The 24,949-nt window shown below is 66.4% G+C and carries 25 protein-coding genes and 1 tRNA gene; 16 read left to right on the top strand and 10 right to left on the bottom strand.

Going from position 1 to position 24,949, the window contains the following annotated elements:
* The first annotated feature begins 225 nt into the window (after window positions 1-225).
* The 6 genes from CR918_RS18105 to CR918_RS18080 all read left to right on the top strand — a co-directional run bounded on the left by CR918_RS18105 (window position 226) and on the right by CR918_RS18080 (window position 2,961).
* Window positions 226-468 (top strand): hypothetical protein, encoded by a 243-nt coding sequence (locus CR918_RS18105; RefSeq protein WP_099844037.1) that lies wholly within the window; start codon window positions 226-228, stop codon window positions 466-468.
* A 37-nt stretch (window positions 469-505) separates the two neighbouring features.
* Entirely contained in the window at window positions 506-913 is a 408-nt protein-coding gene (locus CR918_RS18100) for a DUF6869 domain-containing protein (RefSeq protein WP_157804429.1), read from the top strand.
* A gap of 179 nt (window positions 914-1,092) precedes the next feature.
* Window positions 1,093-1,422, top strand: a complete 330-nt coding sequence (locus CR918_RS18095) for a hypothetical protein (protein WP_099785759.1) — start codon at window positions 1,093-1,095, stop codon at window positions 1,420-1,422.
* 30 nt (window positions 1,423-1,452) lie between these two features.
* On the top strand, window positions 1,453-1,857 hold the full coding sequence (locus CR918_RS18090) for a hypothetical protein (protein ID WP_133119363.1): 405 nt from the start codon (window positions 1,453-1,455) through the stop codon (window positions 1,855-1,857).
* A gap of 73 nt (window positions 1,858-1,930) precedes the next feature.
* Window positions 1,931-2,299 carry a hypothetical protein gene (locus CR918_RS18085; protein WP_093819373.1) on the top strand — a complete coding sequence of 123 codons (369 nt, stop codon included), beginning with the start codon at window positions 1,931-1,933 and terminating at the stop codon, window positions 2,297-2,299.
* 32 nt (window positions 2,300-2,331) lie between these two features.
* A complete protein-coding gene (locus CR918_RS18080; RefSeq protein WP_238492709.1) occupies window positions 2,332-2,961 on the top strand; it encodes a hypothetical protein in 630 nt (209 codons plus the stop codon).
* A gap of 359 nt (window positions 2,962-3,320) precedes the next feature.
* Here the strand turns inward: CR918_RS18080 and CR918_RS18075 are convergent.
* Window positions 3,321-3,397 (bottom strand) — tRNA-Arg (locus tag CR918_RS18075).
* Window positions 3,398-3,546: 149 nt separating this feature from the next.
* On the opposite strand from CR918_RS18075, the gene ubiA reads away from it, so the two are divergent.
* Both ubiA and CR918_RS18065 read left to right on the top strand, forming a co-directional pair.
* Window positions 3,547-4,440: a 4-hydroxybenzoate octaprenyltransferase gene (gene ubiA, locus CR918_RS18070; RefSeq protein ID WP_099785755.1), complete on the top strand. Its 894-nt coding sequence runs from the start codon at window positions 3,547-3,549 to the stop codon at window positions 4,438-4,440.
* Between the two features lie 175 nt (window positions 4,441-4,615).
* Window positions 4,616-6,040 carry a short-chain fatty acid transporter gene (locus tag CR918_RS18065; RefSeq protein WP_207759531.1) on the top strand — a complete coding sequence of 475 codons (1,425 nt, stop codon included), beginning with the start codon at window positions 4,616-4,618 and terminating at the stop codon, window positions 6,038-6,040.
* Window positions 6,041-6,104: 64 nt separating this feature from the next.
* Here CR918_RS18065 and CR918_RS18060 read toward each other — a convergent pair whose 3' ends face one another.
* A complete protein-coding gene (locus tag CR918_RS18060) occupies window positions 6,105-7,769 on the bottom strand; it encodes an AMP-binding protein (RefSeq protein ID WP_207759530.1) in 1,665 nt (554 codons plus the stop codon).
* Window positions 7,770-8,079: 310 nt separating this feature from the next.
* Between CR918_RS18060 and CR918_RS21195 the strand changes: the two genes are divergently transcribed.
* Complete coding sequence (locus tag CR918_RS21195) at window positions 8,080-8,241, top strand: hypothetical protein (RefSeq protein WP_164745118.1); 162 nt, start codon at window positions 8,080-8,082, stop codon at window positions 8,239-8,241.
* A 54-nt stretch (window positions 8,242-8,295) separates the two neighbouring features.
* Here the strand turns inward: CR918_RS21195 and CR918_RS18055 are convergent, their stop codons facing one another.
* Entirely contained in the window at window positions 8,296-8,931 is a 636-nt protein-coding gene (locus tag CR918_RS18055) for a YiiX/YebB-like N1pC/P60 family cysteine hydrolase (protein WP_099844029.1), read from the bottom strand.
* Between the two features lie 209 nt (window positions 8,932-9,140).
* On the opposite strand from CR918_RS18055, the gene CR918_RS18050 reads away from it, so the two are divergent.
* The 4 genes from CR918_RS18050 (at window position 9,141) to CR918_RS18035 (ending at window position 13,724) form a co-directional block, all read left to right on the top strand.
* On the top strand, window positions 9,141-9,665 hold the full coding sequence (locus CR918_RS18050; RefSeq protein WP_099844027.1) for a hypothetical protein: 525 nt from the start codon (window positions 9,141-9,143) through the stop codon (window positions 9,663-9,665).
* A 53-nt stretch (window positions 9,666-9,718) separates the two neighbouring features.
* Window positions 9,719-10,294 carry a hypothetical protein gene (locus CR918_RS18045; RefSeq protein WP_223483019.1) on the top strand — a complete coding sequence of 192 codons (576 nt, stop codon included), beginning with the start codon at window positions 9,719-9,721 and terminating at the stop codon, window positions 10,292-10,294.
* 114 nt (window positions 10,295-10,408) lie between these two features.
* Window positions 10,409-12,133 carry a peptidoglycan-binding protein gene (locus CR918_RS18040; RefSeq protein ID WP_099844025.1) on the top strand — a complete coding sequence of 575 codons (1,725 nt, stop codon included), beginning with the start codon at window positions 10,409-10,411 and terminating at the stop codon, window positions 12,131-12,133.
* A 178-nt stretch (window positions 12,134-12,311) separates the two neighbouring features.
* Window positions 12,312-13,724 carry a TPM domain-containing protein gene (locus CR918_RS18035; RefSeq protein ID WP_243379183.1) on the top strand — a complete coding sequence of 471 codons (1,413 nt, stop codon included), beginning with the start codon at window positions 12,312-12,314 and terminating at the stop codon, window positions 13,722-13,724.
* A gap of 1 nt (window position 13,725) precedes the next feature.
* On the opposite strand, the gene CR918_RS18030 is transcribed toward CR918_RS18035, so the two are convergent.
* The 3 genes from CR918_RS18030 to CR918_RS18020 form a co-directional block, all read right to left on the bottom strand.
* Window positions 13,726-14,397 (bottom strand): VOC family protein, encoded by a 672-nt coding sequence (locus CR918_RS18030; protein WP_099844022.1) that lies wholly within the window; start codon window positions 14,395-14,397, stop codon window positions 13,726-13,728.
* A 118-nt stretch (window positions 14,398-14,515) separates the two neighbouring features.
* Window positions 14,516-15,577, bottom strand: coding sequence for an alpha/beta hydrolase family protein (locus tag CR918_RS18025; RefSeq protein WP_415846990.1), 1,062 nt, complete (start codon window positions 15,575-15,577; stop codon window positions 14,516-14,518).
* Between the two features lie 34 nt (window positions 15,578-15,611).
* Window positions 15,612-16,439, bottom strand: coding sequence for an AraC family transcriptional regulator (locus CR918_RS18020; protein WP_093819354.1), 828 nt, complete (start codon window positions 16,437-16,439; stop codon window positions 15,612-15,614).
* Between the two features lie 187 nt (window positions 16,440-16,626).
* Between CR918_RS18020 and CR918_RS18015 the strand changes: the two genes are divergently transcribed.
* The 3 genes from CR918_RS18015 to CR918_RS18005 all read left to right on the top strand — a co-directional run bounded on the left by CR918_RS18015 (window position 16,627) and on the right by CR918_RS18005 (window position 20,858).
* Window positions 16,627-17,007 carry a hypothetical protein gene (locus CR918_RS18015; protein ID WP_099844020.1) on the top strand — a complete coding sequence of 127 codons (381 nt, stop codon included), beginning with the start codon at window positions 16,627-16,629 and terminating at the stop codon, window positions 17,005-17,007.
* A 144-nt stretch (window positions 17,008-17,151) separates the two neighbouring features.
* On the top strand, window positions 17,152-19,557 hold the full coding sequence (locus tag CR918_RS18010) for a TonB-dependent receptor plug domain-containing protein (protein ID WP_099844018.1): 2,406 nt from the start codon (window positions 17,152-17,154) through the stop codon (window positions 19,555-19,557).
* Window positions 19,557-20,858 carry an aminotransferase class V-fold PLP-dependent enzyme gene (locus CR918_RS18005; protein ID WP_099844016.1) on the top strand — a complete coding sequence of 434 codons (1,302 nt, stop codon included), beginning with the start codon at window positions 19,557-19,559 and terminating at the stop codon, window positions 20,856-20,858. Before CR918_RS18010 ends, CR918_RS18005 begins: the two co-directional genes overlap by 1 nt.
* 176 nt (window positions 20,859-21,034) lie before the next feature.
* Here the strand turns inward: CR918_RS18005 and CR918_RS18000 are convergent, their stop codons facing one another.
* The 4 genes from CR918_RS18000 to CR918_RS17985 all read right to left on the bottom strand — a co-directional run bounded on the left by CR918_RS18000 (window position 21,035) and on the right by CR918_RS17985 (window position 24,923).
* Entirely contained in the window at window positions 21,035-22,564 is a 1,530-nt protein-coding gene (locus CR918_RS18000) for an aminotransferase-like domain-containing protein (RefSeq protein ID WP_099844014.1), read from the bottom strand.
* 9 nt (window positions 22,565-22,573) lie between these two features.
* Window positions 22,574-23,176 carry a DUF6436 domain-containing protein gene (locus CR918_RS17995; RefSeq protein WP_099785736.1) on the bottom strand — a complete coding sequence of 201 codons (603 nt, stop codon included), beginning with the start codon at window positions 23,174-23,176 and terminating at the stop codon, window positions 22,574-22,576.
* Window positions 23,176-23,436, bottom strand: coding sequence for a hypothetical protein (locus CR918_RS17990; protein WP_025877432.1), 261 nt, complete (start codon window positions 23,434-23,436; stop codon window positions 23,176-23,178). Before CR918_RS17990 ends, CR918_RS17995 begins: the two co-directional genes overlap by 1 nt.
* A gap of 71 nt (window positions 23,437-23,507) precedes the next feature.
* The gene (locus CR918_RS17985) at window positions 23,508-24,923 is read right to left on the bottom strand and encodes an aminotransferase-like domain-containing protein (RefSeq protein WP_049466404.1); all 1,416 of its coding nucleotides are present in this window, start codon (window positions 24,921-24,923) and stop codon (window positions 23,508-23,510) included.
* Between the last annotated feature and the right edge of the window lie 26 nt (window positions 24,924-24,949).

The following is a 24,949-nucleotide window of genomic DNA, read 5'->3' as shown; positions in this document are numbered from 1 at the left end:
GTTTTGCAGAACGGGTTGCAGATGGTACTCAGCATTTAGCGCGACCCTTCCACGCCTCTCATGTCTATTCAGGTAACGAATATTTCGCTGCGGATCTGGCACCCCTCCATGCGGGCGTCTGATATCGCGTTGGAGTTCGGTCTGACGCCCAGATTCTCAAGGACAGTGGGCGATCCACGCCCGCCATCTTCGGATGGGAGCCTGTGCGAGGAAACGTACGTTTCAATGCAGCTCGTGCGCAAGGCGAGTGTTGAGTTGGACGAGGAGCTGCGTAGGTGGTGCGATGTGCTGTCCGCCAAGGCTCGGTTCTTGGATGAGATTGTCGGTGGCGGTGGGAAGGCGGAGTTCTATGTAAGTCTCTTTACGGAAGCGTTGGGAGGTTTTGAGCTTGATCACAGCTTGCTCAAAAGAATTTTTGAACTGAGCCTTGGTGTCTCAGTTGAAATCTATCCTCCTGTAGTGGGGTGAAGCTGTTCGCTTGGCCTCTCAACCGGGAAAATCTGGGATGCATCGAAATAAAAGTATTGAATCAGCCGGAAGGCCGCATGGTGGACCGCAGACGATCGCCGAAGCATGGGTTCAGTTCAATCGACTTCCCATGGGCGCCAGTGAGCGGCAATCGCACATGCAGGTGCTGGATGTTGTCGATGACATCATTCAGCGGGATGCCGACGGAGGATGGGAATTCATTGAGGCCGTCAGGCAGATGGATGTGGATGCACCTCTGCTATCCAGTCTCGCTGCCGGACCATTGGAGGACTACTTGGTGGCCCATGGCGAGGCAGAGATCGAGAAGCTGGAGAGCCTGGCAAAGCAGCACCCTTCTGTTCGTGAGCTGCTTGGCCGAACGTGGAAGAACTTCATGTCGGACGAGGTCTGGCGGCGAGTACAGCGTGCCGCCCGGTCAGGCTGATTCCCAGCACGCCGGGGGAAGTTCCCGAGTGTGGACGACGCTGACGACACCCATCGATGAGCACACACGTGTTAGAAGCATCGCAATGAGTATGGCCCCTCGGCGAGCTGGCACCCACATATTGCCGAGCCGACAAGAGGCATGATAAGTGCAATCGTTCGACTGGAGAGGGTCGCGCAATGAAAATGGAAAAGGTGGAACTGCAGGCCGATAGTGTGGTGTTCTACTCCCCACGGGACGAAGCGCAATTCTTCGGCTGGCTGGATCAGATGGAGTGCGTCATGGAAGTGGTTGGCCGGGGCCGGATCATCTACATCCAGGTCGACAAGCGACGGGTGGATGCCGAGGTGCTACGTGACATATTGGCTTTCTTCCAGCGCTACCGTATTGCCATGGAACAGCTCAAAGTTTTCGATTCTGAAGCCTTCTCGACCTGGTTCAGGCGCAGTGACGCCTATTGGTACCGCAGTGTGTTTGGCGCGCGCGCTCAAAGCAGCGTCACAGCATGATCTTCCTTTTCAGTTGAGGAGGTCTGTCTGTTGAACATCGAAAATCCAGATGGACGGAGCATGAGCTGTCTGCATGATCTGCACATTGATGGACTCCGCATTGAAGATCGCCGCCGTCTTGCACTCTCTCTGTCCACGGAATGCGGAAGATATGTGCATGAGGTCATCTTCGATGACATTGTCCGCCTCAGTATCGATGGCTTCTCGATGCAGAACATCATTCTGGACCTGAGTGTCTTCACTGAGCGCGAAGCATCATTCGAGTTTGATCGTGCGTGTGCCCTGCTTGGAGTGGACCCTGCGGACCCGCATGAACTCGATGGGACGGGGTGCATTGTCCTCATCGAAGCGACGATCGGTGCCGAAATTGCATGCCTCATGTCACAGCATTGGCAACTGGTGCTCCATCAAACAAGTCGAAACGTTCGAGCATGAGGCGAGCGCTGGCTCTGGACGGGAGATGGACCTATGCCAACGTGCTGCCAGAGCCAGGAAGGAGGTACCCCGCATGATCCTTGAGTTCAACGCACTGCCCTGGTCGGACGCCATCTTGACTGCGGTGTCCGTAGACCGCAGCAATCCGGGCATCCAGGATGAAGTAGTGGTCCACGTGCGCTGGCCCGACGGGCGCAATGCGCGGGTGGTGTTCCTTGAATGCCGCGGCGCACGATTGGCGCTCAACTTCGGTGTCCTGGGTGAGGACACGATCGACCGCGCATATGTCGATGAGGACAGCAAGCTACTGGCCGATGGCAGACGGCGCTGGGCGGCCTCGGGTGTGTTGCTGCCAAGGCTTCAGTGCTTCCGCATCGAAACCTGTACCACTGCCAGCTCACTCGACATCCTGGCCCTGGGCTGGCGGATAGACTCGCAGTGACGTCCGGTGTGGAAAATTAGGAGTGGCATGGCATGCATGAGACGCACCGTGGCCGGGTATCGGCGAGTGATTCCGTTCGGGTGGGTCCGCCCACCAGCGGGCATCTGGCCGCTCTGTGGCGCGGCAAGTGCAGGGAGATTCCAGGTGCCCCAGCAAGGGACATCATCAAAGGGCCGGTGGCTGGCATCTTGCGCGCAGCGCTGCTGGTCTTGCCAATGCTGGGCGGGTGCAGCATCAACAAATTTCAACACACGGAATGGAGGTCGGACTGGGTAGATGTTTCATCCGACGCGATCTTCCCTGGCAATTCAACGACTCTGCCGCTTGACCGCATTTCCACGCTTGATCCGGATAGTGAAGCCGCCATAGCGGAGTGGATGTTGAAGAGCTCACTGGTCGCAGTATCGGCATCAGAGGTTGAAGGGAAGATTGGTTCAATGCCGTTGAGTGGCCTGGAGCCAGCCCCCGGGGAGAGCGTCTATCTCGTCAGGACCGCTTCGGATGAAGGTAATGGCAGGTTCATCGGCTACGTCAACGACAAGGGACTTCTCATCATGTATGGGGTCATGGGGGGCTGCGGCGAGCAGAAACACCGGGTGGTTGCCGTGAGCCTGCGGGAGAAGCCCGCCAACGTGTTCGGTCGATGCTCGGCGGCGCTGTAGTGCGCTAAGAAGTTGAGCAGCGGCAGTGTGCAGGTGCCTCGCCGCCGCTGCCGGGTCATCCAGTAATCGGCACGCGGAACATCAATGGAGGATCTGCAGCATGACCAAGCAGGACGTCCATCGTGCCCGGCTAACCGGTGACGGTGCTGTTCGACGGCGACGGCGCGTTTCTGCCCGGCGCGACCAGCGCTGGGGAGGAATTCTCGATCATCGTCCGCGACGCGCAGGGCTCCGCCTACCGCTCGATTCCCTTCCAGCTCAGCGCAACGGAGCCGCAGCGGGGGATCGGGAAGCCGAATGAACCCACGACCAGCGCGCCATGCCGTGGTGGCAGGCGAGGACGGAAGACTGAGGGAAGATGGCGCGCCCGGAGGGATTCGAACCCCCGACCAATGGCTTCGGAAGCCACTACTCTATCCGGCTGAGCTACGAGCGCGTGGTGGAACCGCCGCGCCGTCGGCCAGGGCCGGGGCGGGCATCGCAACGCAATGAGGCGGTGCGGGATGGGCATTCTATCCAGTTTCGCCGCACAAATCTCCCCCCGCCGGCAAAGTCGGTCCGAAGGCACAGGAGTATCCTAGTGTCATGGCTGATACCCCCCTTTCCGCGCCGCATCCGGCGCCGACGCCGCGTTGGCGGCATTACTGGTCCCTGATGCGCGCCGATCGCCCGATCGGCACGCTGCTGCTGCTGTGGCCCACCTGGTGGGCGTTGTGGCTGGCCGCTGGCGGCCTGCCGCCGCTGTGGACCCTGTTCGTGTTCACCGCTGGCGTCTGGCTGACCCGCTCGGCCGGTTGCGTCATCAACGACTACGCCGACCGCTGGCTCGACCCGCACGTGGAGCGCACCAAGGCGCGACCGCTGGCGACTGGTGCGATCAGCGGCCGTGCGGCGCTGGCGCTGTTCGCGGTGCTGATGCTGGTGGCCTTCGGCCTGGTGCTGACCCTGAACGGCCTGACCATCGCCCTGAGCTTCATCGGCGTGTTCCTGGCGGCCAGCTATCCCTACCTGAAGCGCTACACCCATCTGCCGCAGGTCTACCTGGGCATGTCCTTCGGCTGGGGCATCCCGATGGCCTTCGCCGCCGTGCAGGGCGAGGTGCCGATGCTGGGCTGGCTGCTGTATGCCGGCAACATCCTGTGGTCCACCGCCTACGACACCTGGTACGCCATGGTCGACCGCGAAGACGACCTGAAGATGGGTTCGCACTCCACTGCGATCCTGTTCGGCGACCTGGACCTGGTCATCCAGGGCGTGCTGTACGCGCTGTTCCTGGCCACGATGACGCTGGTGGGCGTGCGCGGCGGGCTGGGTGGGTACTACCTGGCCGGCGTAGCGGTGGCGACGCTGCTGGTGGTGTACGAGTTCTGGATCTGCCGCAACCGCGAGCGTGGGCCGTGCTTCAAGGCCTTCCTGCACAACAACTGGGTGGGTGCCGCGCTGTTTGCCGGTATCGCCGTGGATCTGGCGCTGCGTTGAGAAGGCGGCCGGGCATGGCCCGGCGCTACCCCGCGCCATGTGCACGGGTCGGAATCCTCGGCCGAACTGGTAGCGCCGGGCCATCCCCGGCGGGCGGCCACCTACGACCAATAGGTGGCTGACAGCCCGCACCCCACCGCCCAGAATCAGGCCATCGAACCTGGGAGGGTAGGTGATGGCCTCGACGGCAGCAGTACAGGACGGCTGGATGGCGCGCGCCGCGCTGCGCTCGGCCGCCTGGGCGGAAAGGTGGTTCCCCGATGCGTATGTATTCGCGGTGCTCGGCGTGGTCATCGTCGCGCTGGCGGCGATGGGCTTCGGCGCCACCCCGCAGGCCACCGCCAGCGCCTTCGGCGACGGCTTCTGGAGCCTGATTCCCTTCACCATGCAGATGGCCTTCGTGGTCATCGGTGGTTATGCGGTAGCCACTGCACCGGTGGTCGCGCGCTTCATCGACTACCTGGCCCGGGTGCCACGCACCGGTCGTGGTGCCGTGGTGTACGTCGGCCTGGTCAGCATGCTGGCCTCGCTGCTCAGCTGGGGCTTCTCGCTGGTGTTCGGCGGCCTGCTGGTGCGCGCGCTGGCCCGCCGCACCGAGCTGCGCATGGACTATCGGGCGGCCGGTGCCTCGGCCTACCTGGGCCTGGGCGCGGTGTGGGCGATGGGCCTGAGTTCGTCGGCGGCACAGCTGCAGGCCAACCCGGCCAGCATGCCGCCGGGGCTGCTGGAGATCACCGGCGTGCTGCCGTTCACCGAAACCATCTTCCTGTGGCAGTCGATCGCGCTGACCTCGGTGTTGATCGTGGTCTCGCTGCTGATCGCCTGGCTGACCGCGCCGGCCGCCGGCAGTGCGCGTACCGCCGAAGATTTCCCCGGCGCGGCGCAGGCCGAACCGGAGCCGCTGCAGCGCCGCACCCGTCCGGGCGAGTGGCTGGAGTACAGCCCGTTGTTGACCGTGCTGCTTTCGCTGCTGGCCTTCGGCTGGCTGTTCAACGAGTTCGCCAACAAGCCATTGGTCAGCGCGATCGCCAACCTCAACACCTACAACTTCATGTTCATCTCGCTGGGCCTGCTGCTGCACTGGCGCCCGCGCAGCTTCCTCAACGCGGTGGCCAAGGCGGTACCGAGCACCACCGGTGTGCTGATCCAGTTCCCGCTGTACGGCGGCATCGCGATGATCCTCACCCATGCTGCCGGTGGCGACGGTGAGACGCTGGCGCACCGGCTGTCGAGCCTGTTCGTGCACGTGGCCAGCACCGATACGTTCGCGCTGGTGATGGGCGTGTACTCGGCGGTGCTGGGCTTCTTCGTACCGTCCGGTGGCGGCAAGTGGATCATCGAAGCGCCGTACGTGATGCAGGCCGCGAACGAGCTGAAGGCGCACCTGGGCTGGGCGGTGCAGGTCTACAACGCGGCGGAAGCGCTGCCGAACCTGATCAATCCGTTCTGGATGCTGCCACTGCTGGGCGTGCTCGGCCTGAAGGCCCGCGACATCGTCGGCTTCACGTTCATCCAGCTGCTGGTGCACATCCCGCTGGTGCTGGGGTTGCTGTGGCTGCTGGGCATGACCCTGGCCTACGTGCCGCCGGTGATGCCGTAGCGCAAGCACGGGGTCATGTGGGGTCAGATCCCTTTCGAAGGAAGGGCTCTGACCCCGGAGACCCTCAGCCAGCCGCCGCCTGCTTCTCGATCTCGGCCTTGCGCAGCAGGAAGCGCTGCAGCTTGCCACTGGGCGTCTTTGGTAGTTCCGCCACGAACGCCACCTGGCGCGGGTACGCATGGGCGGACAGCCGGCGTCGCACATGCTGCTGCAGTTCCTGCGCCAGCGTGTCGCTGCCGCTGAACCCAGCGCGCAGGATCACGAACGCCTTGACGATCTCGGTGCGCTCTGGATCGGGTACGCCGATCACCGCCGTTTCCGCCACCGCAGGGTGTTCCATCAGCACGCTCTCCACATCGAATGGACCGATGCGATAGCCTGACGAGGTGATCAGGTCGTCCGAGCGGCCGATGAAACTGATCGAGCCGTCGTCCTCGCATTCCACCGAATCACCGGTGAGGTAGTAGCGATCGCCCAGCGCCGGTGTGTCGGCACCGTAGTAGCCGGTGAACCACATGATCGGCGACTGCTGCAGGTCCACGGCGAGGATGCCGGGCGTGCGCGGCGGCAGTTCGTTGCCGGCATCGTCCAGTACCGCCACGCGGTAACCGGGCATCGCAAAGCCCGATGATCCCGGCCGCACGGCGTGGTCCAGTGCGTGGTGGTTGTTGACCACCATGCCGGTCTCGGTCTGGCCGTAGTGGTCGAGCACCGTGGTGCCCAGATGGGCGGCGAACCAACGGGCGATCTCCGGGTTCAGCGGTTCGCCGGCGCTGCTCACCACCCGCAGCTTGCCGTTGATGGCCGCACTGGCCTCGGGTCCGGCGGCGATGATCTGCCGGTACGCTGTGGGCGAGCCGGCAAGATTGGTGACACCCAGCCGCGTGACGATGTCGTTCAGCCCCTGCACGCTGAAACCGGCTTCGCTGAAGGTGGTGGCCTGGCCCAGCAGCAGCGGGCCGATCACGGCGTAATACAGCCCGTAGGCCCAGCCGGGATCGGCGATGTTCCAGAACACGTCCTCTGGGCGCAGGTCCACGGCCAACTGCATGTAACTGGCAAAGGCCAGCAATGCGCGCAGCGGCACCGGCACGCCCTTGGGGCTGCCGGTGGTGCCGGAGGTGGACAGCAGTGCCATCAGCGCATCGCCGCGCAGCATCACCGGCGCGAAATCAGGTGTGGCATCGGCGGTGCGTGCGGTCCAGTCGATGTCGCCGGCACGTAGTGTCTGCTCCGGTGCCAGGAGGGTGGCGACCGGCGGGCAGCCATTGACCTCGTCCAGCTTGCTGCGGTTTGCGCTGTCGGTCACCACCAATGCGGTGCGCCCGGTTTTCAACCGTGTTTCGATGGCCTTGGGGCCGAACGCAGTGAACAGCGGCTGGTAGATCGCACCCACCCGCCAGGTGCCGAGGATGGTCGCCAGCAGGTCCGGTGTGCGCGGCAGCAGGCCGGCCACCACATCGCCCTTGCCGATGCCCTGCGCGGCCAGCACCTGGGCAACACGCGCAGAGGCATCGCGCAGGTCCTCGAAGGTGTACCGATGCAGGGCACCGTGGGCGTCCACCCAGCGCAGCGCCAGCGCGTTGCGGCCGCAGTGGCGGTCGCAGCACTCCACGCAGGCGTTGATGCCGGTCTGCAGGTCACCGTGCAACTGTCGCTGTCCGCGCTCGATGCTGAAATCGGCCAGTGCCTGTTCGTAGGTGGGGTGTGCTGCAGTGTCGCGGGCCATGCGCATCTCCGGGGTGACGTCATTCCGACGATAGGCGGCGGCCCTGCATGCTGCAAATGGGACCATGGGCGTAGGCCGCCGCTGCGCGCGCCGCGGCGGGCAGGCACGCTGAATGCGTTCGTTTCCGGCTGCAGCATGACGACATGCCAAACCCGCATGAATCCTTCAGTCGCTTGTGCCGCAAGGGCTGGCGCCGGTTCATTCACGCACGTACACATGGGTGTAGCCCGCTCACAACGCATGGTTAACCAATCGCTGCCGACGATGGCCCCGTCCACCGCATTCCGCGCGTGGCATTTGGAGATCGGACATGGCACAGCAGAACCAGAACCCGAACCAGAAGCAGCAGGGCCAGCAGAACCAGCAGGATCAGCAGCAGGGGCGCGGCCGCGACCAGCAGCAGCAACAGCAGCAGGAGCAGCAGAAGCGCAACCAGAACCAGCAGCAGGGCGGGCAGGACGAGGAAGAGTGATCCTGGCAGCCGCCATCCATCACCGACGAAGCCCCGCCCCGCGCGGGGCTTCGCTTATTCCAGTACGCCGATCCGCTGCAGCACCGGTGCTGCAGCCATGTCGTTGGGGTTGGTACCGGGCAGGCCCTGCGGTACCTCCATGCCCATGCCGCGATACAGATCAACCCAGTGCCGGGAGATCTCACCGGTCTGCGGGTTGCGGAAGTTCATGGGCTGCAGTGCGAACACATGGTGCGCACGGAACGCGCGCTCGATGAAATCCGAGCAGTAGTAACTGTCGTCGTTCAACACGTAGGCAGTGTTGTACGGTTTGCCCAGCATCGTGCGCGCGGTGGCCACGGCATCGGCGATGGCATTGTCCGGCGGCGCACGCAGGCGATAGACCACGATCTGCCGCTGCTTGCCTTTCGCGTCCTCGCGGAACTGTTCCAGCGTCTGCCGGCGCGAGCCCTCTTCATCGGCGTGCAGCACCTCCCAGCCCTGCGGTGCGGAAGCCACCAGCGCGACATGGTCGAAGCTGGGCGCGCCTTGTTTTCCGGTCGCATCGTCGATGGCCGCACTCAGGCCGCCATGGCCGGCGGTGACGAACAGCAGGTCGCCTTCCTGGACCTCCAACACCTCCAACGCGGCCACCGAGCAGGGCCACAGCGCAGGTACCAGCAGGAATAAGACAAGCAGGAATACGCGCATCGGGCCAGGGTCAAAGCGGGGGGGGCGGGGGTAGTCTAGCGGCAGCCGCGACGACGACGGCTTCAATAGTAATGTGATATCCATCTCATTTCTGAGTGTCGGGATATTCCTGACAGCGTGTGTTGAAACTGAATTGACAAAGGCATGGCTATCCTTGCCTCCCTACCGCGCCGGAACCGCGCGCGACCGCCCGGAATCAGGAGGATCCCGTGAACCAGCTTCGCCCCGTTGCCCTGCTTGCCCTTGCGTTGGGGGTTGCGCTGTCGGGCTGCAAGCCCGCCCCGCAGGCTGCCCCCGCTGATGCCGCCGCACCCGCTCCGACCAGCACGGCTGCAGCCACGACGCCCGTCGCACCGGGCGCCACGACCGCGGCAGAGGCCGCTGGCAACTGCCCCCATCCGGTCTTCGACGAGTTCCTCAAGCACTTCGGCAACGAGATCGCGTTGCAGGAAACGTCCACGGCCGATCCGCTGCTGGACAGCCACATCGATGCCGAAGCCGAGCCGGAGCCGCGCAAGGTGGAGGAGAAAGTGCCACTGGCCAAGGTCGAATGGCCGGTGATGCCGGATCCGGCCACGCTGCAGCGGCAGGGTCGCCAGATGCAGGTCACCCGTCTGCCTGACGGACAGGTGCAGGTGCAGATGCGCACTCCCGATACCAGCGACCAGCAGACCTACACCTTTGCCCAGAAGCCGTGCTGGCAGCTGGTCAAGCGTGAGGACGAATCGATCTGATCCTCCGCGCGACCGCCTGCGGGGGGCGCGTGGTTCACCCCAAGGAGCATCGCATGCGCCTGTTTCCCGTTGCCCCCGTGCTGGCCCTGATGCTCGCTGCCTGCAGCGGCCCGGAGGCATCCGCGCCGGCGGCGACCCCTGCTTCTTCGAACCCGGCAACGACGCCGGCCGCACCTGCCGCCGCGGCCGCATCCCTTCCCACCTCCCCTACGCGCGATGAGACCGGCATGCATATCGATTGCCAAGGCACCCGCCTGCACCTGGCGGCCCTGCCCACCCAAGACACGGACGCTTCCCGGCTGACCACGCTGGAAATCGAAAAGGACGGCACACGCCAGGCCATTGCCGTACCCAAGGAAATGGACGGCTACACCGCCGTCGGCCTGGCCTGCGTGCAGGACCGGAGCGGCACGCCGTATTTCGTCGTGCAGTACGGTGAACTGCCGTTCGGCTGCAGCTTCTGCGAGTGGTACTACCTGTACGACGCCAGTGGCCGCCAGCTGACCCACAGCACGCCGCCGCTGCGTGGCACGGAAGGCGATGAGCAGGAGCCCAACAACGACGAGTACGAGAAGCTGATCGACACGCTCGGCATCAAGCACCCGGAGGTGAACTACATCGAAGACTGAGCGCAGCGGCAGGACGTCGCATGTGCGCTGCGAGCGCAGTACCGCAACACCGGAAGTACCAGGAGCAGTACCCCTTAAGGAAATTCCCTTTTTCATAGAATGGATAGCACAGACATGGCAGACATCTACCAGGACATGGTCCAGCCCCGCGGGGCGGCCTACAGCAGTGACCGCATCAAATCGTGGAGCCACTACCGCGAGCCGATCGACCAGAGCGACGGGCGCCTGCACGGGAACTCCCGCCGGTGGGGCGATGCAACCCCGGAGGTGCAGTCACGGGTGATCGACACGCTCATCGAGTCGGCGCGCGAGAAGGGACTGACCCCGCGCGAAACCGCACACGTACTGGCCATCGCCCGCGTGGAATCGGGATTCAACCCCGATGCTGCCGCAGGCACCACCTCGGCCTCGGGCCTGGGCCAGTTCATCGACAAGACCGGCAATCACTACCACCTCAACAACCGTAACCGCTTCGACGTCGGCGCCCAGTCCGATGCATTGGTTGACCACTACATTGACAACCGCAACCTGGCACACAAGCGCGGCCAGGGCGAGGAATACATCTACAAGTACCATCACGATGGTCCGACCCGCGACTACGGCGGCCTCAACCTTTCCGAAAAGAAGGTGATGCCATACGTGGACAGGTACGAGCAGTTCGTGGAGCAGCGCCTGGCGCAGACCCACGGCCAGTCCCATGGTGGCCAGACCGCAGCCGCCGTGGGCGCCGCTGCACAGGCGCAGGCCAAGCCGGCAGCGGCACATGCTGAAGGCCAGACCCGCAACTTCGAGCAGACGATGCAGGTGATGCTGCCCCCGCAGAACGGGGTCAAGCCGCACGTTACCGGTGAGTTCGGCGAACACCGTGCGCACAAGCCGCACGGCGGCACCGACTTCAACTACGTCGGTGGCCAGCACGGCCGCAACCTGCAGCATCCGACCGTCAATGCGCCGATTTCCGGCACGGTGACCTTTGTCGGTGGCGACTACGGCACGGTGAAGATCAGAGATGCGCAGGGCAACTCGCACGAGATCCTGCACCTGCAGTCGACCCAGGTGAAGGAGGGCCAGCCGATCAAGGCCGGCGAACCGATCGGCACCATGGGTGGGCGTGGCCCCGGTGGTGCAGGGCAGTATGCCCAGCACGTGCATTACCAGTTGAAGGATCCGCACGGCAAGCTGGTCAGCCCGCAGGATTTCTGGGACCAGGGCAAGCTGAAGGAAACCGGCAAGGGTGGCCATGCGCACGATGGCGACCACGGCGGTGTACTGCGCCAGGGCGCCAAGGGCGAGGAAGTGACTGCCATGCAGAAGGAGCTCAACCGCTTGGGCGTGCGCGACAGCCACGGCAACCGGCTGAGCGAGGATGGCAACTTTGGTGCCAATACCCGCGATGCGCTGACTGCCTACCAGAAGCAGCAGGGCCTCTCCGCCGACGGCGTGGCCGGTCCGGCCACGCTGGGCAAGCTGGCCGAAGGCCGCAGCCAAGCCGAGGCGGCGCCGAAAGGGCCGCAACTGGGCGACAAGGCGCATCCGGATACGCCGCTGCACAACGCGATCCGCGGCCACATGCCGGGCATGATCTGCAACGAGATGGCCGCCCATGTGACTGCCCAGGCCAAGGCCGCCGGCATCGATTCGCCGGAGAAGCTGCAGGGCGTGACCTTGCAGGATGGCAAGGCATTCGTGATGGGCACCGTTCCCGGCTTCCGCACTGCGGTGGACATGACCCAGACGGCGCCAAGCGTGCAGGAGACCAGTGCTGCACTGCTGGCCAAGCATGAGCCCTCGCAGCAGCACGTACAGGACGAGCAGCAGCGAGTGGCCATGGGCCGTTGACCGCTGCCTGACAAGAGGTGTGTGGTAAAGGAGGCCGGCCGGGGCGACCCGGCCGGCTTTTCCCTTTCCGGAGTGAGGAAATACACGGATGCCGTTCCGAAGCATGTGTACCACCGTCATTGCCGAGCAACGGGTCGGCCCCACGTCGTGCTCTGCACGTGCAGAGCGCGGCAGCCCCATGAGGCGGGTGCGGCAGTGGCGCAACGCAGGGCACTGGGCATGGCTTGCACTGCTGCTCTGCCTGCTGCCGATGCTGGCGCTGGCGGCAGCCCCGGTCCCAGCGTTGAATGACCCGGTGGTGGACACCGCCAATGCGCTGTCCGCCAGCACCCGCGCCGCGCTGCGCGAGCAGGCATTGCAGCTGCAGGCACGCAAGGGCGCGCAGCTGCAGGTGCTGGTGGTGCCCAGCGTTGGCGAGGAAGGCATCGAAGCCTATGCGCAGCGAGTGTTCGACCAATGGCAGCTGGGCCGCGCCGGTGTCGATGACGGCGTACTGCTGCTGGTGGCGGTGCAGGAGCGGCGTGTACGCATCCAGACCGGCTATGGCCTGGAAGGCACCATTCCCGATGCCTATGCCGCGCGCATCATCGACAAGGCGATCGTGCCGCGGCTGCGCGAGGGAGACCTGGACCAGGGCGTGCTGGACGGCACCCACGTGCTGGTGGCGCTGGTCGACGGCGAGCAACTGCCGCCCTGGGAAGATACGCCGGCACGCAACGTGTTGCCCGCGGACTGGCGCACGGGGGATTCGGTCGTCGCGCTGACGTTGCTGGCGGGCTTCCTGGCCGGTCTGTGGCGATCGCCGCCGCGTCTGCTGGCGACGAGGACCGAAGCCGATTTCACCGGTAACCGCCGCGAGCGGCGGCGCAAGGCACTGGCAGCCAATGCGGCGATGCCCAGGTCAACGTGGCCGACATTGCCTGCGTGGGGCAGACCGCTGCTGGTGACGGCGGTGATCGCCGCGGGAGGGCTTTCTGCGTCGCTGCTGCTGCCGCGCCACGTGCTGCCGGCGTTGGTCTTCGTGCTGCTGCCCGCCGTACCGGTGGCAACCCTGCTGGGCTGGTGCTGGCGTCGCAGCGGCGGCGTACGCATCGTGCTGTACGGCATGCTGGCCGTCAGCACCGGCTTCTTCGCGGTGATGCTGGTACGCGGCCAGTTGCCGCCCAGCCTTGCGCTGCACACGCTGCTGAACCTGGCGGTCGGCATCGCCGCCATGCTGGTGTTCTTCCTGGTGCAGGCCGGTCGCGCGCGTTGGCGGAAGAACCGCAACAGCTTCGCCATCCGCTTGGTGGTGCTGGTGCTGCTGACCGGTGGCTATGCGCTGGGCGCGCTGCTGGCCATCGACCGTGCCGGCGAGGAGAACGCCCGCGTGCTGGCGACGATCGTGTCCAGCATGGGCACGCTGTTCCTGTACTTCATCTGGGTGTTCACTCTGCTGCCCGGCGAAAAAAACCGCGGCGGCCGGGGGGCGTCCAGAGGCTACCGCTCCTCGTCCAGCACCTCGTCGTCCAGTGCGTCCTCAAGCAGTTCCAGCGACTGGTCCGGTGGTGGTGGCCGCAGCGGAGGCGGTGGCGCCTCGGGCAGCTGGTAACTCAGGCCGCCTGCACCCGCCAGCCCAGCGCGGCATCGTGCAGCTCGCCGCTGCTGCTCACATCGGCCACCTCCAGCTGCAGGCCCTGCGCGTTGGGCAGGTCCTTCTGCTCGGGGAACCAACGGCGATCGGCAGCGACCACGATCAACAGGCCCTCGTCATCACCCATCGGCGCGAACTGGGGCGACGGCGGGCTGATCGGCCGCAGGCCGAAGCGTTGGTTGGATTGTTCGCGCACCGCAGCGACATCATGGCTGGGCAGGCCGACCTCGCTCAGGCAGGTCAGTTCGCTGCCATGGAAGGCGCCACTGCGGTCGCTGGCCGGCAAGCGCCTGCGGCCGATCAGTTCGAGGATCAGGCCATCGGGTCCGGTGAAATACACCGACTGCGACTGCCAGCTGCTTTCCAGTGCGAAGTAGTCCAGCCCTTCCGGATTGCATTGCAACGGCGTGCGTGCACGCAGCCAGCTCATGGCGTCGGCGAAGCGGTTGTCCGGCACATTGAAGGCAAGGTGCACGCCGCCTACCGGACGGCCATTCGCCGGTTGCAGCTGGATCGTGCTCCAGCCAATGCGGACTTGGTCGCCGGCCACCTCCAGCTGCAGCACGTCGCGGAAGTACGCGGCGACGTTGGCAACATCGGATACCGGCAGAGAAAGATGCAACAGGCGCATGATCGATCCTCCGTGGAGCGCTGGGTGCAGTGTAGTCCCGCGCACCTTTGCGCCGCGTCATCACCTGTGCAACGAATCGTTGTTGCCAGCCCTGGCATCGAGCCGTGCTCGACTGTCTTCAGCGCAAGGCTTCCCCGAAGAAGCGCACCGCGTCTTCCACCGCCACCGCATGCGTCTGCTCCTTCGGTACCGCAGTCATGCACAGCGCCTGCAGCCGCTCATCTGCCAGTGGCGTGCAGGCAGACAGGAAATCGTAGTGGCCGACACCGGGCAGCGCGTGCAGCGTTGCTTTCGGAATCAGCGCCGCCGCCACATCACCGTTGGTCACCGGCGGCGCCACTTCATCCGCTGAACCCAGCACGATCATCACCGGCTGCCGCAACACCTTCAGCTGCTCCGGTGCAAACGCCTGCACGATGGCGGGCGCCAGCACGAACACCGCGCGCACGCCGGCAATCGAACGATCATCCTGTGCATGCTGCACGTACGGTTGCAGTTGTGGTGACGCCGCCGCAGCAAGACGCGCCGCCATCGTATGCGCGGCCGCTTCCTGCTGCGGCCTGCACACGCCGTCGTCCGGGTGCGCCTGGCAGAACGCCAGCAGCCGCGTCATGTCCGGCCGTGCGCCGGCGCTGAGCAGTGCGGTGAAGCCGCCAGCGGAATAACCCACCACGCCCAGCCGCGACGCATCAACATGTGGCCCCAGCTGCGGGTCGGCCTGCACGGCCGCCAGCGCCGCCTTCAGGTCGTCGGCGCGCAGCCAGGTCAGCACGCTGCCGGCCAGCGTCATCTCATCGGCGCCGTTGTTGCCGGGGTGGTCCACGGCGATCACCAGGTAGCCGGCCCGCGCCAGCGCGGTGCCCAGCCACCCCATCATGCGCGCGGTGCCGCCATTGCCATGCGACAGCAACAGGGTTGGCAGGCGCCCGCCGGCAGTGGGGGCATCCTTCGCCGCGCGGCCCACCTCGAACAACGGCGCATCCGGAGGCCCGATGGTCAGCGGCGTTTCTTCGCTGCCTGGCATTGCCGGGTACCACACGGTGAAGCGCAGCACCTCGCGCTGCGCACTATCGCGGATCGCCGCGCTGTTCAGCGTTGTCACGCCATGACGTTCACCGGCAATGGTGGGAGCGGCCGCCATCGCCATCGGCGCCAGAGCAGCCAGCAGCAGTGTCAACATCCATCGTGTCGCGCGCATCATCGGTTTCTCCGGGTCAGTCAGGACGGTGATCGACCGGCAGCCAGATCTCCACGCCGCCATGGCCGGTATGCTCGTCGAAGCGGGTGTCGTAGCGTTCAAGATCCGGCGCGTTGGCCAGGTGGAGGCTGCTTGCCGGCAGGTACTGGTCCAGCAGCCAGAACCAGGTCGAGCGGATGGTGGAGATATGGCCGCCATGCCAAGCCACCAGGTAACGGCGCGCAGGCACATCCACCCGCTGCCAGTGTGCAGGCACCGATGGCAGTGCGTTCACCGGCAAGGCTGCGATGTAGTCGAAGCCACCCTCGTCGTCGCTGTTGCAGCACACACCGAAACTGACCGGCGCCGGTGTTGGCCATTCGCGGTTGAGCTGTGCCCACTGCCCGGGAATCGCACCGCCGCTGTCGCGGCTGTGGCGCATGCCGATGCCGGCCACCTGGAAGGGCGTGCAGTCGATCAGCCTGGGCGCCTCGGTGCAGGCCTGTGGCGCGTCGTCGAGGCGGATCGCGTGCACCAGTGCCAGTTCCTGCAGGCCCCGCTCGCGCACGCGCTCCGGGGTCTGCCCGAACTGCTCGCAGAAGGCACGGGTGAACGCGGCATGCGTGCTGTAACCGGCTGCCAACGCCACCTGCAGGATGTCGCCGGCACCGTTGGCCAGCTGTTGCGCGGCGGCGGTCAGGCGGCGTCCGCGCAGGTAACGCACCACCGAGGTGCCGGTGCGGGCCTGGAACAGGCGTGACAGGTGGAAGGGCGACAGTCCGGCGGCTGCCGCGATGTCGGCCAGCGCCAGCGGCTTGTCGGCATGGCTTTCGATGTACCACAACGCTTTGCCGGCTGCGCTCATCGCGCTGTCCCTCGTTCGAATGCCGGGCAGCGTACCGGATCGACGGGGTGGGGCGCTTAGCAGTTCTTGCGCCGGCAGGGCTTTGCGTTTGCCGTTGCACCGGCAACAATGCGGTCTTCATGGACACGATCGAGGCCAGGGACATGCCGGAAGTCACCGCTATCAGCCAGACCGCGCAGATCGCCGCATGGTGATGATCATTGCGATTGCCCTGCTGCCGGCGCTGCTGCCACTGGCGCTGCTGGTGCTCATGTGGCGGCGGGCACCGCGCTGGCGCGGGGACCCTTGGCTGTACCGGGTGATGTTCTCATTGCTGGCGGCACTGCTGGCGCCCACGTTGTTGATGGCAGGCCATGGCGGCCTGCCGTGCCCGACCATCGGTGGCCTTGTGCTGGTGCTCATGGACCTTGAGTGGATCGGCCAACTGCAGGTGAACCTGATTGCCTTCGGAACCGAGGACACTGCCATCCTCTCCGCGCCTTTCCTGTTCGTTTTCGCGATCGCGCTGTTCATCCCGCTGCGCACGGTGCGGCCCGCCGTCTTCGGCTTCGACGACGACACTGCATAGCGCAGAGCCCGGCATGGGTGGCGGCTGCACCTCCAGTGGTCGCAACTGTCGTCTCCACGTCATCGCTGCTTCACATCCCGCCCCGAGACTGCGCGCCTTGTCCAGGTCCCACCTGGCCCTGTCGTGCCTTCCCGGAGTCCTGCCGTGCATCGTTCGAAGCTGTCGCGTTCCATCCTCCTCGCCCTTGGTCTGGTCAGCGCAGGAGGCGCGATCGCTGCAGATGCCGGAACGGCAGGCACCAGCAGCAGTGGCAACGCCGCTGCGCCCACCCAGCTCGATGCGATGCTGGTCACCGGTACCCGTGCCTCCAACCGCACCCAGTTTGAAACCCTGGCGCCGGTGGACGTGTTCACCAAGCAGGACATCCAGTCGGTCGACTCCACCGACCTGAAGGACGTGCTGGCACAGCTGGTGCCTTCGTTCGTGGTGCAGCGCCTGCCGATGGCCGATGGCCAGGTGTTCGTGCGCCCGGCCACGCTGCGTGGCCTGTCACCGGACCAGACGCTGGTGCTGGTCAACGGCCGCCGCTTCCATCGCAGTGCCTTGCTTGGCAACCGCGGCGCACAGGCCGCCGACCTGGCGCAGATTCCGACCAGCGCCATCAAGCGTATCGAAGTGCTGCGCGATGGCGCGTCGGCGCAGTACGGTTCGGATGCCATCGCCGGTGTCATCAACATCATCCTGGAGGACAGCCCGGGCACCGAGATCACTGCGGGCTATTCGCAGTACGCGCAGGGCGATGGCGGCTCGCGCGACTTCAGTGCGCGCACCGGCTGGACGCTGGGTGACTACGGCAGTCTCGCCCTGTTCGCCGAATCGTCCAACTCCGATGCGACCTCACGCACGCGCCAGCGTCCCGACGCCATCGCCTTCCAGGCCGCGCATCCCGAACTGGACGTGCCCAACCCGGTGCAGCGCTGGGGCCAGCCGGAGCTGGAAAGCCGCCGCGTGGGCTTCAACCTGAAGGCCAATGCCAGCGACACCCTGGAGTTGTATGCCTTCGGCCTGTACAGCCACAGCGACGGCGTCAGCGATTTCAACTGGCGCAACCCCGATACCACCACCGGCGCGTACCGTACGACCAGCATCTTCCCGGGCTGGAACCTGCGCTCGCTGTATCCGGTGGGCTTCAGCCCGCAGTACGGCAACACCCAGAACGACCTGCAGCTGGTCGCGGGCCTGCGGGGTGAGATCACGCCCAAGCTGCGCTGGGACCTGAGCGCCTCGTATGGCCGCAATGCCATCGACTACAGCCTGGACAACTCCATCAACGCCTCGCTGGGCCCGGACAGCCCGACCTCCTTCGACCTCGGCCGGCTGACCCAGACCGAGAAGAACGCCAATGCGGACTTCAACTACGAATGGGACGTGGCTGCGCTGTCGAAGCCGGTCAACGTCGCCTTCGGTGCCGAGTTCCGCCAGGAGACCTACCAGGTGCGCGCCGGCGACCCGGCCTCGTATGCGGTGGGCCGTGGCGCTGCGGCGGGCCTGGAAGCCAATTCCAACGGCGCGCCGGGCTTCTCGGCCAGCCAGGCCGGGCAGTGGAGCCAGCGCAGCAAGGCCGCCTACGTGGACATGGAAGTGCCGCTGGGCGAGCGCTGGAGCATCGGCGCGGCCGGTCGCTATGAAGACTTCTCCAGCTTCGGCAGCACGGTGGATGGCAAGCTGTCGGCACGTTTTGCGATCACCCCGGACGTGGCGCTGCGCGGCACGCTCTCCACCGGCTTCCGCGCGCCCACGCCGGCCCAGCTCAACACCACCAGCACCACCCAGGGCCTGGACACGCGCACGCTGCAGATCTTCACCAGCGGCCGCTTGTCGCCCAGCGATCCGTTGGCGCAGCTGCTGGGTGCCAAGCCGCTCACCCCGGAAGAATCGCGCACGGCCTCGCTGGGCCTGACCTGGCGCACCGAGCTGGGCCTGTCAGGGTCGGTCGATGTCTACCGGATCACGCTCAGCGACCGCTTCAGCCAGTCGGCCAGCTTCGCCATTCCGGCCGGCACGCCGAACCCGCTGGGCTATACCTCGGTGAACTACTTCACCAACGATTTCGACACCACCACCACCGGCGTGGATGTGGTCGGCAACTACCTGCGCGACCTCGGCGCAGGGCGGATGACGCTGACCCTGGCATACAACTACAACCAGACCCGCGTCGACAACGGCAGCACCTCGGTGGCCACCAACGAAACCCAGCGCGTGCTGTTCGAAGACCGCCTGCCCGAGCACAAGGGCAGCTTCACCGGCAGCTGGGACATCGGCGCGTGGTCGTTGATGGCACGCGTGCGCTATTACGGCAAGTGGACCGACTCCACCGGCAATGCCACCGGCGATATCTACCAGCAGTTCGGTGCGATGACCTTCCTCGACCTGGCCGTGGGCTATCGCATCAACGAACACCACAGCCTGCGCGTGGGCGCCGACAACGTGTTCGACCGCTACCCGGACGAAGCCACGTTCCAGGCCAGCCGTGGCCTGATCTATTCGCGCAACGCGCCGTACGACACCGATGGTGCCAACGTGTACGCGCAGTACCGGCTGACCTTCTGATGGACCACAGCCGCCGCTCCCTGCTGCGCGCAGGTGCGCTGTTGCCGGCCAGTGCGGCGCTTGCCGCGCTGGCTGCTCCGACGGCCGCGCGCTACGCTGTGCCGATGGACATTCCTGCACCTTCCACGACGCCGGATGTGCTGGCCCGTGACGAGTCGTACTGGTCCGCCGTCGCCAGCCACTTCGACATCACCGATGAAGTGAACCACCTGGAGAACGGCTACTGGGGCGCGATGGGCAAGCAGACCCTGGCCAGCTACCAGCGGCATACCGCCGAAGTGAACCGGGGCAATGCCTGGTACGGTCGCCACGCGTTCCCGGCGCAGTACGTGGCCGTGCATCGGCAGGTGGCCGACATGCTTGGCGTCGGCGCCGACGAGATCGCGCTGACCCGTGGCGCCACCGAAGCGATGCTCGCGCTGATCGGTGGCTACAACCGGTTGGCCGCGGGCGACCAGGTGCTGTACGCCGACATCGACTACGACAGCATGATCAACGCGATGCGCTGGTTGCAGCAGCGTCGTGGCGTGCAGGTCGAGCGCATCGCACTGCCGGTGATGCCCACCCATGAGCAGATCCTGCAGGCCTACGATGAGGCATTCGCGCGCCTGCCGCGCCTGAAACTGGTGCTGCTGACCCAGGTCAGCCACCGCCATGGGCTGGTGCTGCCGGTGGCCGAGCTCGCCGAGCGTGCGCGGGCGCGCGGCATCGATGTGATTGTCGATGCCGCACATGGCTTTGGCCAGATCGACTACGCGGTGCCGGACCTGAAGGCCGATTTCGTTGGCATCAACCTGCACAAGTGGATCGGCGCACCGGTGGGCGTGGGCGCGATGTACGTGCGCAAAGGACGCGTGGCCGACCTGGATCCGTACATGGGCGAGACCGACGACGGCCGCGTGGGCAGTCGCGTGCACACCGGCACGGTCAACTTCGCCGCCTATCTGGCGCTGCCGGAGGCCATCGCGCTGCATCAGCGCATCGGCGCAGCGAACAAGCAGGCGCGGCTGCGCTACCTGCGTGAGCGTTGGACGGTGGCGGCGCGGCAGATGGCGCATATCGAGGTGCTGTCGTCGCCGGATCCGGCGTTGGCCAGTGCATTGGCCAGCTTCCGCCTGCGTGGCCATGCCTCGGTGGAAGACAACCTGGCGCTGCAGAAACGGCTGCTGGATGAACATCGGATATTCACCACCCATCGCGATGGCCTGGACTCCGGCGCCTGCGTGCGGGTGACACCATCGGTGTTCACCCGCCCCGCGCAGATGGATGCGCTGGTGCAGGCGTTGGCCGCGCTGGGGTAGTGCCGGCCGCTGGCCGGCAACCTCATGACCGTAGTGTGCATGCCGTTGCCGGCCAGCGGCCGGCACTACCAGGTGCAACACCCATCCACGCATGGCGTGAACGGGCATTGCCAACCAAGGTTGGCATCTACCGGAACAGGCCCAGTAGATCCACGCCATGCGTGGATGCCCTTCCACTACCGGTCAATCGCCGGCAGCGCATCGGACAACAACAACCGATCGATCCGCCGCAGCGCGTTTTCCAGTTGCCGCCGGTCCGCAGCCAATCCCAACGACAGCCGCACCCCGCTCGCGAACGTTGCGCCCGGCGAACAGAACGCCGATGAAGGCGCGATCGCCAGGCCCTGCAGCTGCGCCGTACGCACCAGCGTGGCGTCGGTCCACGGCGCTGGCACCCGGCACCACGCATGCAGCCCATCGGCGCGCTCCAGCAACGAGGGCGCCAGCAGATACCGCGCCATCCGAGTGCGCTCTCGCGCTTCCTCGCGTACCTGCGCCAGCAGCGCCTGCGCCGAGCCATCCAGCAGCAGCTGGCTGGCCAGCGCGGATACCAGCGGGTGACCCATCAACCGCGTGGCACGCAGTGCGGTGGCCATCGCCTCGGCATGGGCGGCGCCCGGGCATTGCACGAACGCGGTACGCAGGCCAGGGCTGATCACCTTTGAAAGCGTGGCCACATGGAACACGTGTCGCGGTGCCAGCGTCGCCAGCGGAATGGGCGCGGTGACGGCCAGGTGCCAGTACGGATCGTCCTCGATCGCCAGCAGGCCTTCGCGCTCCAGCACCCGCGCCAACGCTTCGCGCCGCGTGGTGGGCACGGTCAGTGCCGTTGGGTTCTGGCAGGTGGGGTTGAGGTAGACCAGTCGCGCGCCACATTCCCGCGCCCGGCGGGCCAGCGCCTCCGGGCACATGCCGTGTTCGTCGCCCTCCACCGTGACCAGCCGCCGTCCCAGTGCGGCGGCGGCCTGCAGCAGACCCGGATACACCAACCGGTCGCAGAGGATCGCATCGCCCTCGCGCCCCTGGCTGAGCAGGATCGCCGCCAGCGCCACCTGCGCGCCTTCGGTCAGCAGCAGGCGTGCGTCGTCCACCGTGCCCAGCATCGGCTGCAGCCAGCGCGCCGCCGCGTGGCGGTCGGTCGGGTTGCCACCGCCCAGGTGATAGGTCATCAGGTTCGGCGCATTGCTGCGCGCAAGCACCGCCGCGGCGCCTCGACGCAGCATTTCCGCCAGTGCATCGGCGTCGGGTACCGGTGGCACGTTCATGCTGAGATCGACGGCCTGGTCAAAGCCCGCCTTGGGCGGCGCGATGAAGCTGCCCTGTGGCCCGCGTGCTTCGATCAGTCCACGCTTGCGTGCTTCATCGAAGGCGCGGGTCACCGTGGTCAGATCCACGCCGAGCTGCTGCGCCAACGCGCGCTGCGAGGGCAGCCGTTGCCCGGGCGCAAGGCCACCGCGATTGATGGTGCGTTCCAGCGTGTTGACGATGCGCAGGTAGATCGGGCCGCTGTGCACGTGCACGTCCTGCACCCAGCCCAGCCCTGCAATGCCAGGCCCTGCGACATCGGGTCGCGGCATGTACGGAGGATGTCGGGGCGTATCGTTGCTTCCAACGGCGGGAGCCTGTCCATAACCATCGGTCGGTTCGGACAGGTGACCGCCGTTGTTGTGTGTGGCGGCTGCGCCAGCCAGCGTCGGTGATGTCATCGCGCGTCCTCAGCGCTGGGCCTGCCAGGGGCAGTAGCAGCCCACGGCAAGCAGTCCTTTCGGGCGCACGGTTTCCCCGCGCACCAGTTTGTCCAGCAACGGTTCGACGAAGCTGTTGGCCGAATTGCAGACCATGCCGATGCTGTACGGGCCGGCATAGGCCAGGTGGCCCTGGCGGTCCCAGATCGCCACCGCCGGGCTGGCCGGAATGTTCCCGATGCCGTCGATGGTCGGCAGGGTGATCACCTTGCTGCGCAGCGGCTCGGGCAGTTCACCCTGGGTGCCGGGGCGGCGGATGGCATAGAAGTCGATGCCGGCGCGGCGATACATGCTGATCAGGTAGCTCAGGTGCGCACCGGTTTCCCGGTTGCACACGCCGCAGGCCGGGTCCCAGAAATGCACCACGCGGATGCGGCCGGTGTTACCGGCCAGTTCCGCCGGCAACCGCAGCTGCGAGTCATCGAAGACGATGGCCTGTTCGGCAAACGTGGACTGCTCGCCATAGCCGAAGTACTGCCACAGTGCCGCCGCCACGCCGGCCATGAACAGGCAGGCGAGGGCGATCATCACCGGCAGCATCGAACGGCGTGGGCGCGGCGCGGCTGCGCCCATCAGGAGCCGTCCGCGCCGAACTTGTGCACGTACTGCTTGCGCATCTCGCGGCAGGAGTCGGCCTGGGCGCGGCGCTGGATCTCGCTGCGCGCCGCGTCCTCGCTGCGTTGCAGGCACTGTTCAATGGCGTGGCGCTCGGCGGCCTGCACATCCACGGTCTGCGGTTGCAGGCAGACCCAGGCCAGGGCGGCCAGCATCAGCACGACGAACCCGCCGCAGCCGGCCATCACCAGGTGGAACTTCAGTTTGTCGGCGGCCATCTGCGGCACATCCTCCGTCCATACATTGCATACAAGATATCATCTTGTATGGGTATGGCCCACGGGATGGCTCAGACGATCGCCGAATGCCGCGCGTCGGGCGCCTCGGACAGGATCTCGTTCAGCTTGGCCAGCGCGCCGGCCAGTGCCTCCTGGTCCACCGCACCGCCCAGCGACAGGCGGATGGCGTTGCCCGGTGGCGGTTCCTCCACGCTGAAGGCGTCGGAGCTGGCAATGCCCAGGCCCTGTTCCTGTGCCGCCTGGATCAGCCGGTACTGGTCCAGCCGCGGCGGCAACGGCAGCCACACATGCAGGCCGGCCGGGTGGGCCTGGCGGCGGGCGGGCAGGTAGCGGGCAGCAATGGCCTGGCGCTCGCGCAGTTCCTGCTGGAAGCGCTGCACCATCGCCTGCGCCTGGCCGGTGCGGATCCAGTGCGAGGCCACGGCCACCATCGACTGGGTGGGCATCAGCGCGATCGCACGCAGGGCGTCCAGCACCGGCTCCATCGGCTCGCCGCCCGGCACTACCAGGTAGGCCGTGCGCAGGCCGGGGGCCAGGCACTTGGACAGGGTGGAGATGTAGTAGACCGGGCAGCCACCGTCGGCCAGCGCGGCCAGCGGCGGCGCGGCATCGCCGGCCAGCAGCCAGTAGGGATCGTCCTCGACCACGGTCAGTTCGTGCCGCCTTGCCACCGCCAGCAGGGCCTGCCGGCGCTGCGCCGACATTGTCGCCGTGGTCGGGTTCTGGATGGTCGGCACCAGGTACAGCAGGCGCGGCCGGCGCAGCTGGCAGGCTTCGTCCAGGGCATCGGGCAGCATGCCCTCGGCGTCCATCGCCACCGGCACCACGCCCCGCTGCAGCACGCGCGCAGCGGCCAGCAGGCCCGGATAGGTCAACTGCTCGGCGGCGATCAGTTCGCCCGGCTGGGTGCGGGCCAGGATCAGTGCGCACAGCGCAGTCTGCGCGCCGGGGCAGATCACCACCCGCTCGGCGCCCACCGGGCCGAGCACCGGCGCCAGCCATTGCACGGCCGCAGCGCGGTCGTCGCGGCTGCCGGCACCGACGTGGTAGCTCATCAGCTCGCCCTGGCCCAGCTGCTGGCCCAGGTGCTGGAAACCGGCCTCCATGCCCTGTGCGAACGGCGCGCTGCCCAGCAGCGGCGGGATGTTCATGCTCAGGTCGACCGAGGTGCTGCGGTTGCCGGCGGACATCGCAATGAAGGTGCCGCCCGCGCCCTGCGCGTCCAGCAGGCCGGCCTGGCGCAGTTCGGCGAAGGCGCGGGTGACCGTGGTCAGGTCCACCCCCACCTGCTGGGCCAGGTCGCGCTGCGGCGGCAGGCGATCGCCCGGGCGCAGCACGCCATCGTCCACCGCCTCACGCACCTGCTGGGCGATCTGCAGGTACAGCGGTCCTGCGCCCTCACGGAACGGGCGGACCCAAGTCCGGTTGGGGTGTTTCAGGCGGCGGCCGGCAGCAGGAGGCGTCATCGGTCGGATTTTTCCATACGTGCAGA

The sequence above is a fragment of the Stenotrophomonas indicatrix genome (genome assembly GCF_002750975.1).
Lineage (GTDB): Bacteria > Pseudomonadota > Gammaproteobacteria > Xanthomonadales > Xanthomonadaceae > Stenotrophomonas > Stenotrophomonas indicatrix.
The sequence above is the reverse complement of the archived record's forward strand: the minus strand, read 5'-3'. Positions and strand labels throughout refer to the sequence as shown.